The organism is Bacillus sp. EB106-08-02-XG196, assembly GCF_013396335.1.
GTDB lineage: Bacteria > Bacillota > Bacilli > Bacillales > Cytobacillaceae > Neobacillus.
Map to the genome: position 1 here is coordinate 588785 of NZ_JABWSY010000001.1, position 13760 is coordinate 602544.

Annotated in this window: 11 protein-coding genes; all 11 read right to left on the reverse strand. The window is 40.1% G+C overall.

The window, feature by feature from the left end; genetic code table 11:
• Positions 1 to 25 precede the first annotated feature (25 nt).
• Positions 26 to 715, reverse strand: a complete 690-nt coding sequence (locus MLOOGBEN_RS02765; RefSeq protein WP_179156716.1) for a YesL family protein — start codon at positions 713 to 715, stop codon at positions 26 to 28.
• A 146-nt stretch (positions 716 to 861) separates the two neighbouring features.
• Positions 862 to 2331, reverse strand: a complete 1470-nt coding sequence (locus MLOOGBEN_RS02770) for an arylsulfatase (protein WP_179156717.1) — start codon at positions 2329 to 2331, stop codon at positions 862 to 864.
• A gap of 52 nt (positions 2332 to 2383) precedes the next feature.
• The gene (locus MLOOGBEN_RS02775; protein WP_179156718.1) at positions 2384 to 2956 is read right to left on the reverse strand and encodes a hypothetical protein; all 573 of its coding nucleotides are present in this window, start codon (positions 2954 to 2956) and stop codon (positions 2384 to 2386) included.
• Positions 2957 to 3249: 293 nt separating this feature from the next.
• Positions 3250 to 3762: a hypothetical protein gene (locus MLOOGBEN_RS02780; protein WP_179156719.1), complete on the reverse strand. Its 513-nt coding sequence runs from the start codon at positions 3760 to 3762 to the stop codon at positions 3250 to 3252.
• Between the two features lie 218 nt (positions 3763 to 3980).
• On the reverse strand, positions 3981 to 5372 hold the full coding sequence (locus MLOOGBEN_RS02785; RefSeq protein WP_256988809.1) for a sulfatase family protein: 1392 nt from the start codon (positions 5370 to 5372) through the stop codon (positions 3981 to 3983).
• Positions 5373 to 5494: 122 nt separating this feature from the next.
• Complete coding sequence (locus tag MLOOGBEN_RS02790; protein ID WP_368737747.1) at positions 5495 to 7024, reverse strand: glycoside hydrolase family 31 protein; 1530 nt, start codon at positions 7022 to 7024, stop codon at positions 5495 to 5497.
• Positions 7025 to 7054: 30 nt separating this feature from the next.
• Positions 7055 to 7948 carry an ROK family protein gene (locus tag MLOOGBEN_RS02795; RefSeq protein ID WP_179156721.1) on the reverse strand — a complete coding sequence of 298 codons (894 nt, stop codon included), beginning with the start codon at positions 7946 to 7948 and terminating at the stop codon, positions 7055 to 7057.
• A 16-nt stretch (positions 7949 to 7964) separates the two neighbouring features.
• Positions 7965 to 8870 (reverse strand): ROK family protein, encoded by a 906-nt coding sequence (locus MLOOGBEN_RS02800; RefSeq protein WP_179156722.1) that lies wholly within the window; start codon positions 8868 to 8870, stop codon positions 7965 to 7967.
• Between the two features lie 57 nt (positions 8871 to 8927).
• Positions 8928 to 10340, reverse strand: coding sequence for a glycoside hydrolase family 1 protein (locus tag MLOOGBEN_RS02805; protein ID WP_179156723.1), 1413 nt, complete (start codon positions 10338 to 10340; stop codon positions 8928 to 8930).
• A gap of 44 nt (positions 10341 to 10384) precedes the next feature.
• On the reverse strand, positions 10385 to 11890 hold the full coding sequence (locus tag MLOOGBEN_RS02810; RefSeq protein ID WP_179156724.1) for a response regulator transcription factor: 1506 nt from the start codon (positions 11888 to 11890) through the stop codon (positions 10385 to 10387).
• On the reverse strand, positions 11883 to 13685 hold the full coding sequence (locus MLOOGBEN_RS02815; protein ID WP_179156725.1) for a sensor histidine kinase: 1803 nt from the start codon (positions 13683 to 13685) through the stop codon (positions 11883 to 11885). The genes MLOOGBEN_RS02810 and MLOOGBEN_RS02815 overlap by 8 nt, the downstream gene beginning before the upstream one ends.
• Positions 13686 to 13760 lie beyond the last annotated feature (75 nt).

Below are 13760 nucleotides of genomic sequence, written 5' to 3' on the forward strand. Positions count from 1 at the left end.
AAATTTACTATTTTAATAGTTTGCCTTAAACTTCTCTGAGCTGCTGTGGATTCGAACTTTTCAGTAATGCTTTTTCCACTTTTGATGGTCCACTTCCTTCCTTATGTTCCATTCGTTTAAACACCCGCAATGATACCCACATGGACACTAGAGCGAATAAACCGATACTTAAAAAAGGAATAAATCCAGGTATCATTTTTAACAACAAATAGGTACTGAAATAACCGGCTGCAATCGAAAGTGTATGGAATGGAGAAGATATCCCAATTAATAAAGCAACACTAAAGTACCGGGAAAACTTTAAATCTAAATGAACATAAATTGGAAAGATATATAATAGTAGGATGAAAAATAGGATACTTAACATAAGCACAAAGACTAAGCTAAACCAATAAGCAATTCCAGGAATGAAAGGCATAAAGGAAATATTGAGATAGATCAAAAGGCTGACCAAGGTTAGAACAACCCCCAGGAAATTTGCTTTCCAAAATTCCTTTCGAAACGTGGTCCAGTATAATTTAAAATATGATTGATCCTCTGTGTTCCCCATTAACCATTTCCGAATAACTGTAAAGAGACTAACGGTCGAAGGCATAATCCCTAGGATTACCCCGCCACAAAGTGTAAACAATACCCAGAGCAGTTGAAATTGGGCAATTCTCATAACCTTTTCAAAGAAATAAAATAATCTTCCTATTAGCCCCTTTTCCTCCATATTGGCCTCCCCTCTCTACAAGTAACATTTTTTTAAACATTTCACTTGCGATGGTTATCAATTAGGAACCACCCCTCTAGTTCCATATCCAAATGTTTTCTCTTATGAATCCAAACGTTTTCCCGATTAACAAAAATATATTTCGATCATTCTACTGTTTTTAGCAAATGATCTAAGCAGGCTTTCGTTTTACAGCCGGCAAAAAGTCTATTTCCATCCGCAAAACCCTCTTCCCGTCCGCGCAGCTCCTTCACCAGCTTCTGTCTCCAATATTCCAAACGGTCCTGAAATTCTTCATTCTTTGCTAGATTATTCAATTCTTGAGGGTCTTGCACTAAATTGAATAACTGTTCCTCCCCCGTTTGAGAATACCAGATATATTTTTCATTTCCGTCGGTTACATAATGATGGGAAAGCTGGCCATATGCATGTTCCCCGTGAATATACTCACGCCATTCTCCTGGCTTCTCATTTAATAATGGCAGAACGCTCTTTCCGTCCACAGAATTGGGAATCTCAACACCTGCCGCATCTAACAGGGTTGGCATAATATCTCTTAGCTCGACAACCTCTTTTGCCACCTGATTTTTCTTAAGCCCCAGCACATTCCCAGGGTCAGAAAGAATAAACGGAACCTTCGCACTTCCTTCGTAGGCCAAGGCCTTTCGGAAAAGATGATGATCTCCCAGCAATTCCCCGTGATCTGAAACGAAAAGTATAACCGTATTATTTAGAACACCGTGCTCTTCCATCGCTATTAAGAAACGGCCGATTTGGTAATCAATATGGGTAATCAGCGCATAATAGGCTGCCTGAGCCCGCTTCAGACGATTTTTTGGTACCTTTCCTTTATAGGTAATAGGGTTATAGCCTGCTCTTTCTAAATCTTCAGGTTCAGCCCAATCACCCACAGGCGGGTCGGGAAGTTCTAAATCCTTATACATATCAAAAAATACCTGCGGCGGATCAAACGGCGGATGCGGTCTGACAAAGGACATCTTTAAGAAAAATGGTTTTGTTGGATCACGTCTTCTTAAGAAATCAATCGACTGAGTAACTACCCAATTGGTTGGGTGCAAGGCCTCCGGCAAATGCCAAGGCCTTGCGACTGTCGATGCATTACAGTCAAGTCCTAAATCAATCAAATCGGTCTCTGTCCCTGCTCTTTCTTTCAGCCAAAGCAAATAATCGTCGCCGCTGAAATTAAAGGATTCCGCCTCAAGGTTCTGGTGCTTAAAGCGATTGTAATGCAAATACCCATCATGCAAAACCACATTGTGGAAGCCGACTAAATTCCGAGCGGGAAACACATGCATTTTTCCTACCGCTTGTGTGTGATAGCCAGCCTTTGCTAGTTCACCAGGCAATGTATGGTGATAGGTCCAAGGAATCTTTTCCTGATACCCCACACGGCCCGTAGAGGTTTGCGACATTCCCGTTAATACCGACGCCCTTGCCGGGACACAGGTAGGGGTTGCAGTATAGGCATTTTTAAACAGGACTCCATTACGGGCTAGCTGGTCGATATTCGGTGTATCCACTACGGGATGGTCTAGCATACTTAAACAATCTCCGCGCATTTGATCGACCATCATTAACAAAATATTAGGTTTCAAAGGGTAATCACAACCTTTTTTAAATTATAGTGAAGAGACTAAAGTCCTAGATTCATTGTTTCACTAACCAATCTACAAACCTAACAGCAGTTTCTTTATGTTTTGTATTTTTCAAGATACAAACTATTTTATTTTCCGTGTGATAACCGGCGTTGCTTAGAATTGGATTCCCCGTTACGTCAATGCCAAATTCGTTATCCGCTCTGATGCCATCATTACCCAAAATATTATTCAATTCCATGAAGGCGTCCTCTTTTACCATAAGATCAAAATCACTTTTTTCTAGTAGTAGTACATCAATCTCTTTCGCTCCTATTTGAGCTAGGAGTTTCTGGTATAAATCAATATTGGACATTGAACGGATTTGCCCATCCACTTGCCAAAAGTTCAACCTTATTTCAGATTTTGCATCCTTCCCTAGAATAATAGCGGTTGCTTCATTTTGAAGTTCTTCCTGATTCTTCGGGCTGATGCCGTTCCCTATCAGGGAAATATGTAAAGCCGCTGGTTTCTGATCTTTATCAAAAACAACCAGTGGAACCGCCGCAGCTATAATAAAAATTCCTACTAAAATATGTGTCTTATAATAAAACCAAAAGTTATCAAACCTTTTAAAAAATGTCATATTTATCACCTTAGTTTCACTTGGATGGTTTTGTATATAACGATGATTATTATGAAAAGACAATCCCCCGATAGGCCGATTTTAGAGATGAAATTCAAACATTACACATAGCAACAAATCATTCGATGTTTTTTCGGAATTATATCCAAACGTTTTCCGAGTACCGTTAACGGGTTGTGGGTACAACTATAACCGTACTTTAACCTAAATTTTCAATTAATTCCAATATACGCCAACACCCAATAATCTGTCAACACGACATTTTAAACAGGGCGTACAATTCCCGTCCATTACTATACATAATTTAACCCAGCTGTATAGGGAAACGGGATTGGTAATACACCCCCTATTTCATTTTGTAAGTTTTGAATGCTTGCATCTTGTGGTTGAAAATCAAATACAAATGAAACGAACTCTTTAATCGTCAGTGTAGTTGATTGATTTCCAAAGGTTATTTCCACATGTTCATGAGCCGCCAATTTAGCAACAAAAGAATCCAAAAGTTTATCGTTTAGATAGGGTTCTAGTTGTTTTACTAACCTTTTGGGATTTACAATATAGACCGTTCCATCATTTGGATGAAGCGAAAATGACTGGCTGCGCAGTTCTTTCTCCATTTCATATTCATACCATGGGACAGCCACTTCTATTTCATCCAGCTCGTACTTTTTACATGCGTATGAGATAAGATTATAGGCTTCATTTGGTTGACCTGCCCACTCAATCATTTTTCCCTTTTTGGATTGATTGTTTTGGTCCGGCAGCCCAAAAACTACAAAACTGCTTACCTGGCTATCGTTCTCCATAAGTAATACTTTATGAGTTAAATTAGCACAGCTACGCCCGTGAAAAGAAGGTTCCCTCTTTTATACTATTGACAAGTGTTACGAATCTACTAACCCCATAAACACTGGAAATAAATGCGTGTTCAATTCTGTCTTTAGTAATAATTGTATTTTTGATACTTTTTTGTATTTACATGGAGGTGTAGGACGATCGCCATTGCAAGGATTTTGTCGATTTCCTAATCATTAAAATCTTGATATGCCCTTTTCCCACCCCCTGCTGTTCCAGCAAGATCCAACTGACCTAGTCCTGTAACCCCTTCATGCGTTCCATCCTTTTCCGAATCCACATAGCGGACAAACCAGTTCTCTAGCATGGCTTTCAATTCGATCCGCTTTTGTTGTGTGTCAGGATCAGTTATAAGATTATTCCTCTCATCGGGATCAGCTGCTAAATCATATAATTCATGCGGGCCATAAGGGTAGCGGTGAATATACTTCCATTCCTTCGTACGAATCATACGCACTGGGCCATATTCATCGTAGATAACGATATGTGATTGTCCCTGTTTTTGCTGTCCTAGTAAAAGCGGTAAAAGGCTTGTTCCGGGAAGTTTGTCCGCTTCGGGATTTTGGTATCCTGTATATTCAAGAAGGGTCGGCATAAAATCGTAGCCGCTTACTAGCTCATCACAAACCCTTCCACTAGGTATTATCCCAGGGTGTGAAAAAATGGCAGGAACCTTAACGGATGTATCGTACATATTCTGAGGAAAAGTTCCATTCCCTTTTCCCCAAATACCGTGATGACCGCAATTAAATCCATTGTCACTTAGGAAACAAATAAGGGTTTGATCACGGATGCCTAAATCATCAAGCTTATCTACTATTCTTCCAATGTTTTGATCCATGGCTGTGACAGCCGCAAAATATCCCTTTAGGTTTTCCCTGCTCCCCTCTGGTGCAGTTTGAATCAAATCGGGATGTCTTGGTTCTTGCGGGCATGTTTCAAACGGACAACTATCATAAGAATCCACAATCTCCTGCGGATGACTATTGATCCATGGGTCATGCGGTGCCGTATAATGCACGCTTAAGTAAAAGGGGCCACTGCCATCCTGATTTTCTATAAATTGCAAGGCATCATCCGTAATTAGCTCCGTAAGATAACTGCTTTCATTTACCAGCTCACCATTTCGAATCATCGGGGCGTGATGATAAGCACCCCCACCTACCTGATGAACATACCAATGAGTAAAACCCTTCTGCGGTTTTAGACTATCACCCAAATGCCACTTCCCGCTGATTCCACAGACATAACCATTTTTGGCAAGAATTTCAGTGTATGCCGTTTGCCCCTGTAAATATTCAATCCGCTTGTCTCCAACATTCCCATCCCTAATCCAGTCATGTACACCATGCTGGGATGGAATCTTTCCCGTAAATAACGAGGCTCTTGCCGGCGAACAGACGGGTGAGGTACAAAAAAAGTTGGAGAATCTCACTCCTTCAACAGCCAGCCGGTCTAAATTTGGTGTCCGAATCTCATGATTCCCCGCACAGCCAAGCGCCCATGCCCCCTGGTCATCGCTTAAAATAAAAACGATATTTGGTTTATTATGATTTGACAATTCCACCTTTACCTCCTTATCCATACCCGGTTACGGGTCGATCTCTGCACCGCCTTTGCCGCCAAAGATGACGGCACTAGACTGATCATGACTAGTATTCATCCTGCTCCAATATCTAACAACTATCTAACTCTTCTAAACCAAGGTAAATGCGATAGTGGGGCCTCTACTAATTGATTACACGGTCCTTGAGTGATTATACCGTCTCTATCCTGCCAAGTACCCGAAGGAAATTGAACAAATCGCTTGGTGGTTCCTTTCGTTACTACAGGTGCCACTAAAATATTCTCACCAAGCATAAATTGATCATTCACAGTTTCGAATCCTTCTTTTGGATACATGTACGCCATATGTCGAATAATTGGTTCACCGTTTAATGCAGCATTCTCCGCTATTTGCAGTATTTCATTGCCTAACCTTTCATGAAGCTTAGCTGCCTCAATACAATAACCAAAATGTTCATGATCTAAAACTCTCCATGGCGCTGCCGAAAACTGCATCATCGGAAATAAAGCAGAGCATTGGGCATATCGAACAAATAACTCCTGATCTAATTTATCTGAGTTGGCAAGGAAATTTTGATATTCGCCGCCGCCAATCATATCAGGACAAGTAAAGTAGTAGCCCATTAATCCTTGTGCTAAACCGTTGGGAATAAGGGACCCCAGTCCATTATCTCCCCAGCTGTGTAATTTATCACACAATCTCTGTCCGAGAGGTTCACCAGCCATTTTCCAGCAAGCTCGATATTCGTTTAAACGATTTCGTCTTCCAAGCTTTGCAAACTCTTCTGCATGCCCATTCGCATGAGTTGGCACTGCGCTCCTATCTGTATCTTTATAATATACAGGATCACCGGCATCGAATTTAAAGCCGTCAATATTGTAGGACTCTACGAGATTGTCAAGCTGCTGTTGATACCAGTCCACGGCACCCTCGTTTGTTAAATCCAGAATCGCACTGTAACCGTTCCACCATTGGCGAATGGCCGGCATTCCAGCCTCATCTTTTAAAAGTAAACCATCAGCCCATAACTTTCGATAAACAGAACTATCAGGACTAACAAACGGGCATGTCCACAGCATGACTTTAAATCCCATTTGGTGTAATCGTTCCACCATTTTTTTGGGATGGTTAAATCGGCCAGGATGAAAGGTCCATACGCCGTAATCCTCCTGCCAATTATCATCAATCATTAAAATTCCAGGAGGCATCCCGTTGGCAATAATGGCTTCAGCATATTCTAGTATTTTTTCCTCCTCCTGGTCGTACATGAGCTCAATCCAAGTGTTATATTGTGGTGATGTAAACATCAAGGGCTCAGGAAGCTTCCCAGTTGGAGGGAAAAATTTTGCTTGTACCGCTTTATACACATCTTTTAGATGAAAATATCCCTCGCCTTGTTGAATGTCACCTTTTGCGTTAGAGATCTCCAGCAAGTCTTTTGAAAAAGCGAAATCAAAAGGTTCCTCTGACCAAACGAATCTTCCTTTATTAGAAATAAGGATGGGAGCAGCTTGATTAGGTGTTAAATTGGGGGTTAGCTTTCTTTCAAATGGTTTCTCCCCATAAGGCATATGGATCCCGTCAGCTACGGCCCCCCCCCACCAGTATTCACCATCTAAAAGTTCTATTCGATACTGTTTTTCCACCGAGTTACCTCCATTTACCAACAAATAATACTATTTTCGATTTAAATTGTGAAACAGTGCACCAATTAAATTGGCATCGTTATCAAAATGACAGGCTTCAACCGTAATATCGAGGGTAGCGATTTCATCCTTTAATTGCTTTAATTCTTGGTTGATGCCCTCAATAACTTCTGGCCGTTTGCTGATTCCCCCGCCGATCAGAATTTTCCCCGGGTCAAGAGCGTATTTGATATTATAGATTCCAGATGCTAGCTTTTTGTAGAATATCTTTATACAATCATCGGCAACGGCGTCACCTTCTGCAGCTAAAAGAAAAACCTTCTCCCCATCCAAGCTTCCCTTTTCCAGAGACTTCCTCCGTTCAACTTCTTGGACGAGAGCATTTGTTGAAGCTACTTGGCTCCAGGTTGATTCCAAAGGATTGTTCAGCGGGTCTCCCATAATCATATAGCCAAACTCTCCTCCATGAAGGGACGCTCCGCGTAAAATAGTATGATTCATTACGATGCTGCCGCCAATTCCCGTGCCAATAACCACACAAATATAGTAGTCTGTTTCTTTGGCAGCTCCCAGCCAGCCTTCTGCCAATGCAGCACAGTTTGCGTCATTTTCTATCGAAACGTCAAGATCAGTTCGTTCTCTTATCAATTCGGTAATGGGTACATTGTGGATATAAGGAATAGCACTTGCTCCCCCGATATATCCGCTTTTCACATCCACTGCACCCGGAGAACTTAGTGCAATCCCTTGAAAGGCATAAGACTGTCGATACAGGGTAACAATTTCAGATATCTTCTGCAGAAATTCTTCTAACCCCTCCTGAGGAGTAGGAACCTTCCCGCCCTCTAGCTTCGTTCCGTTCTCATTCATCACCGCATACTTAATATACGTTCCTCCAATATCAAATACCATATAAGCTTTCATGGTCAGCCCCCTCTTGCTAAAACGCTGCTTGTTGTGTCAATAAAGCTGCCCCAATCACTCCCGCTTTTGTACCCAAGGAAGCATTCACCATTTCTACCTTATTCCGAAGCTGTGGATATAAGAAATCATTTACTCTCTCAACAAGCAATGGCATAATGTAGTCCCCTGACTGCATCACTCCGCCTCCAAGGATAATAATGTGCGGATCAACCGTATGAACAATGTTCGCAATCCCTTTTGCCAGGGAGGTAATCATTTGATCGACAATCTTCTGCGCTTCTTTGTCACCGTTCATCGCCAGTACAAATACTTCCCCTGCATGCCCTGTAATTCCAAGCTGCTCTATTCCACGCTTTTTCACTGCTGTTCCGCTAGCCAATGTTTCTAAGGCACCCACATTCAAGGCGTGGTGCGGCGGTCCGTCTGAATCTACTATGAGATTGCCTATTTCACCGGCACAAAAATTCGCACCTTGCAGTAATTGCTTCCGGAAGACAAAGCCGCCGCCCACTCCTGTACTAACAGTAATATAGAAAACAGACTCCTTCCCTTTACCAGCGCCAATGATGGCCTCAGCAAGCGCAGCAGCATTTGCATCATTATCTAGAACGACCTTTTTCTTTAAAGCCTTTTCTAACATGTCCACTAATGGGATATTGTCCCATCCAGGCAAATTATTTGGACTTAAAATTAAGCCTTTTTTCACATCTAAAGGACCAGGAGATCCGATTCCAATTGCGTCAATATTTCGCTCCTTCAGTATATCCTCGCAATGCTGAATCATTTGATCGATGACATAATACGGTCCTTTATCACTTTCAGTTTTTACATTGATTTCATCTATTAACTGACCTTCAGATGTAACAACAGCAATCCTTAAATTTGTTCCTCCTAAATCAATCCCTAGAAGGTATTTTTCCATTTTACGCCACTCCCTTTATGCTATAAGAATAGATTCATTGAGTTTAGCAGACGCTAATCAGAACCCATTGCTTTCAGACACCTGTTTATACCATCTGCCTGATTTCTTAATCGTTCGCTTTAAATTGTCCTTTAAATTTACTTCTACTAATCCGTATCGATTTTTATAGGCGTTCGTCCATGACCAGTTATCCATAAATGTCCAAAGATGATAACCAAGGCAGTTTGCTCCTTCTTCAAGAGCTTTATGGACCCATTTCAAATGTTCCTGGATAAACTCGATACGATAAACATCTTCAATGAAACCCTGTTCATTTCGAAACTTCTCTTCCCCTTCAACACCCATACCATTTTCTGAGATAAAGAAAGGAATATTACCATAATGATCGCGAATATCAATCATTATGTCATAGATCACTTCCTCACAAATCTCCCAGCCGCGATGGTGATTGATTTTCCGCCCCGGCATCAGATATGGATCAAAGAGATGTTCCGGCATAAACGGAGCGTCTATCGGTGCTGGATTCTCCTTTGCCTTCACACGGCGCGGCTGGTAATAGTTTACGCCTAGAATATCGATAGGATGGTTCCGAATGATCTCCAAATCTCCCGGTTCAACCGCAGGCAGAAGCTCTCTATCTCTTAAAATATCAATTAACTCCTTCGGGTACTCGCCTTTTGTTACCGGATCAAGGAAGCTGCGATTAAAGAACAAATCGGCGATATGTGCAGCCTTCACATCTTCTGCTTCCTCACTTCTTGGATATGAGGGTGTTAAGTTTAAGATAATCCCAATTTGACCATTAAGATGCATCTTCTTAAATGCTGCAACCGCTTTCGCATGAGCAACAATCGTATTGTGGGCGACCTGTGCCCCCCGCTTAAAATCTACAACCTTCGGAAAATGCAAATTATATAAATAGCTGGCCTCAACAGGGACAATGGGTTCGTTAAAGGTAAACCAATACTTTACCCGGTCTCCAAACAAAGAAAAGCAGGTTTCGGCAAAGTTTACATAGGCATCTACCACTTCGCGGGACTCCCAGCCGCCTTTCTCCTGCATGCACATAGGCATATCAAAGTGGTATAAGTTCATGAACGGCTCAATATCATTGGCAATTAACTCATCAATGACCCTATTGTAAAAATCCACGGCCTGCTGATTAATTGTTCCGACACCTTCTGGAATCAGCCTTGACCATTGAATCGAGGTACGAAAGGAATTATGACCCGTTTCCTTCATAAGTTGAATATCCTGTTTGTAGCGATGATAGAAATCGGATGTATCTCCCGGTCCTACCTCATTATGAAAAGCTTCGGGCTCTATGCTATACCAATAATCCCACATGCTGGCTTTCCTGCCGTCAATCAAGGCCGCACCTTCTGTTTGCGGACCAGAAGCAGCACTTCCCCACCAAAAATGTTCTGGAAAACGATACGTAAGTTTTTTTTCATGAATAGGTTTATCCATTGTTCATCACCGTCTCTTTTTTATTTTCATTACCAAAAGGAGATTTAAATTTTTCTCCATTCACTTGGTGTCGCTCCTACCGTTTTTCTGAACTGTTTATAAAAATATGCGGTATCGGAATACCCAACCTTTTTACCAATTTCACCCGCACGGTAATGGGTTGTTTTGAGCAGTTCCTTTGCTTTTTCCAAGCGATATCGGTTTAAATACTCAGAAAAGACAACTCCAATTTCTTTTTGAAATAATTGCCCCAAGTAAATCGCATTGACATGAAACTGCTGACCCAATGTTTTTAACGAGACACCTTGATCATAGTGCACATGGATAAAATCAAGGACATTTTGTACAATAGGACTGCGCATATTTACTTGATTATGAATCGAATGAATGAGCTGCGCGCAATATTCCTTCAAGATGGCTTCCATCTGATGAATCTCTTTGCAGTACATGATTTTTTCGACCGCAGCTGTATAATAGGAAAGATCGTCGGGCTGGAGCGAATAATGGATATAAGAAACTAAATCAAAGGTATACTTTTTCACCGCTTGTGGTGAAATATATGGTGATCTTCTCGTTGTATCATGAAAGTATGAATCTACCATTTCCAAGGCTTCTTCATCTGCTTTCAATAACACCTTTACAATATTTTCTTTAAATTCCTGCTGCTTCTTTAATTCTTCCTGCTTATCAATCGTCAAACGTTCAGAAATAAGGATATTAGGGTCTGAGTATATCTGTAATAGACTATATTCTGCTGCAATAGCAAAACTCTCTTCCAAATCCTCTACCGCTTTAACCGGTTTTCCCATCGATAAATAGAAAAAACCTGCCTTGCTTTGTTCACCATTTAGATAATCAACAAAATTATGGTTGTATTGAAATAATTCTTCCTCCGTTGTGCCTCCAAAAATAATCAATAGTTCATGATTCGGACTATATAGACATAGTGCTGAGTATTGTTCTTCAATACATTTCCTAATTTCCTTTGTTATCTCAGCTTGATGATAATTTTCAAAACTTAAGATCGAAACACTATAATAGGGCTGATTGAATTGAATATTGTAAAGGGACAACCTTTCTAAGCAATCATTCTTATCAATTTCACCATTTAAAAACCGCCATAGCGTATTATCCATCAATGTTGACGGTTCCTGTTCCTGATTGACTCCTGTCATGGCATTCAATTTGTCGCCTACATTTCGGATGGTCTTTAATAATTCTTCCTCATCAACAGGTTTCACTAAATAGTTTTCTATCCCTAACAATAAACCTTGCTTAATTAACCCGAATTCTTGGTATCCTGTTAAAACAATACATTTTACCTTCGGCTGAAGGATTTTTACTTCTTTTATTAATTCTAAACCAGTCATTTCCCCCATCATAATATCAGTAACGAGAATGTCGATTTGGTTTTCTTTTAGATAAGCAAGTGCTTCTTCTCCACTCTCCGCTGTAGAAACCACCTCAAAGCCATAATCCGCCCAATCCAACAACGCCTTAAGCCCTATTGTGATTAAAGGTTCATCGTCGACAAGAAGTACCTTATACATCGCTGGTCCCCCTTACTGGAATTGACAGGGTAACAATCGTCCCTTTATTTTGGATACTATTTAAGGAAATCCCAAACTGATTCCCATTTTTCAATTTTATTCGTTGATGGATATTTCTTAATCCAATGGATTTCATTGCATCACCCTCTTCAGAATTGATATGATGGACAATTCTAGAATGCTCTTCCTCCGTCATCCCCTTACCATTATCTTCAACACAGATTTCTACCAAATCACCAAGATGCCTAGCACGTATAAATAACTGATTATCTGTCCGCTCCTTTTTAAAACCATGCACAAAATAATTTTCAATGATTGGCTGCAAAATTAATTTTTGCACAGGTGTTCGTTCAACATCACTGGGAATATCAAAGGAAACCTGTAACTTGTTTGGGTATTTAAATTGCATCAATTTTAAATACTGATTCACATAATCAATCTCTGTATATAAAGGGACTGTATTTATCGATTCTAAAGAATAGCGGAACAGTTTGGATAAATGGAATATCATTTTACTAGAAGTTTTTGAACCCTCTACGACAGCTACCATCCGAATAGCCTCCAGCGTATTGAATAGAAAATGCGGATCAATTTGTGCCTGAAGTGCCTTTAATTCCGCTTCCTGCTGTTTTAGAGTTAACAGGTAAAATTGTTCAATATAATTATTCAATTCATCTAACATCGAATTGATATTCACTGCAATTTTTGATAATTCATCTTCGTGCTGCGATGTTGGAATCCTTGCGTCTAAATTTCCCTTTTCAACCTGGCGAATAATCGAAACAATGTTATGAATTCGCCGTGAATAATTCCGGGTAAAGGAATAGGTGATTAAAATAGAGATAATGATGAAAAAGATAATCACAATCCACATGGTACCCCTGATAATCGTTAGCTTTTGCCACCCTCTATCAGGTATTACACTTACATAGGTGAAATCTCCTTTGTTAGCAATCGTATTTATATAAAAATCCTCACGCTTCCATTTTACTTTTTTCTGATTGGTTTCAGATTTTAAGTGTTGGATTAACTCGGTGGGAACATCACCCTTATTGACCGAATAAATGATACTTCCCTTTGAATCAACTAAAAAAAAGGATGCTGGTGCCCCATCATGCCTTTTAACAATTTTATCTAAGCGGTCCGTAGAGTAGAAAATGGTAATCTCACCTATTTTTTCAAGCGACACTGGATTATTAATAACAAGGTTTTTGGTAATGGTATCTCTTAACTGCCGGCCTCTTGGTATCCGATTTCTATTAAAGTTTGGAATACCTTCCAAAGAAAGTGAACGGTCTAAATCTGCTGGACGGTCAATTATGCTTTTAGCCCAGCGCAAATTATCATAAATGAGCATATATTCAATCGCAGGATTTTCTAATGAGCGGATACCCATGGCATTAATATCGGGATCTTGACCAAAATAAGCATTGAAATAGGTATCGATATTCCTTGGAACAAATGATTGGCTTTCAGAGAATTTATCTAAACGGTATTCTAAATATTTCTCATACCCGTTATGTAGAGCAAAGGAAATATCATCAACCATATCCCCTTTAACATGTAAATCCCCTTTGGCTCGATTAATATCTGTATCCTTTGCGGAAAGGTAATCCTCTACCCTTTCCATCGTCCTTGTATTGATATTAACTTCTTTTTGAATAATAATATCGGAGTAATAGTTAGTAATAGTAATAATTAAGATAATAACGGTCGCAATGATTGTTAGTGAAGAGATTAAGAATAGTTTATTAAAAATATTTTGTGTAAAACGTCCTTTTCTTCTATTTTCCATTATGATGTCCTCGTTTTTATCTATTGTTTATTCTAGTCTACAACAATAGAATACTTATAACACTTGCTGACCATT

Bases quoted from the DNA above. Each gene is read 5' to 3' on its own strand.
- MLOOGBEN_RS02765 (WP_179156716.1), bottom strand. From the start codon at position 715: ATGGAGGAAAAGGGGCTAATAGGAAGATTATTTTATTTCTTTGAAAAG.
- MLOOGBEN_RS02775 (WP_179156718.1), bottom strand. From the start codon at position 2,956: ATGACATTTTTTAAAAGGTTTGATAACTTTTGGTTTTATTATAAGACA.
- MLOOGBEN_RS02780 (WP_179156719.1), bottom strand. From the start codon at position 3,762: ATGGAGAACGATAGCCAGGTAAGCAGTTTTGTAGTTTTTGGGCTGCCG.
- MLOOGBEN_RS02795 (WP_179156721.1), bottom strand. From the start codon at position 7,948: ATGAAAGCTTATATGGTATTTGATATTGGAGGAACGTATATTAAGTAT.
- MLOOGBEN_RS02800 (WP_179156722.1), bottom strand. From the start codon at position 8,870: ATGGAAAAATACCTTCTAGGGATTGATTTAGGAGGAACAAATTTAAGG.
- MLOOGBEN_RS02805 (WP_179156723.1), bottom strand. From the start codon at position 10,340: ATGGATAAACCTATTCATGAAAAAAAACTTACGTATCGTTTTCCAGAA.
- MLOOGBEN_RS02810 (WP_179156724.1), bottom strand. From the start codon at position 11,890: ATGTATAAGGTACTTCTTGTCGACGATGAACCTTTAATCACAATAGGG.
- MLOOGBEN_RS02815 (WP_179156725.1), bottom strand. From the start codon at position 13,685: ATGGAAAATAGAAGAAAAGGACGTTTTACACAAAATATTTTTAATAAA.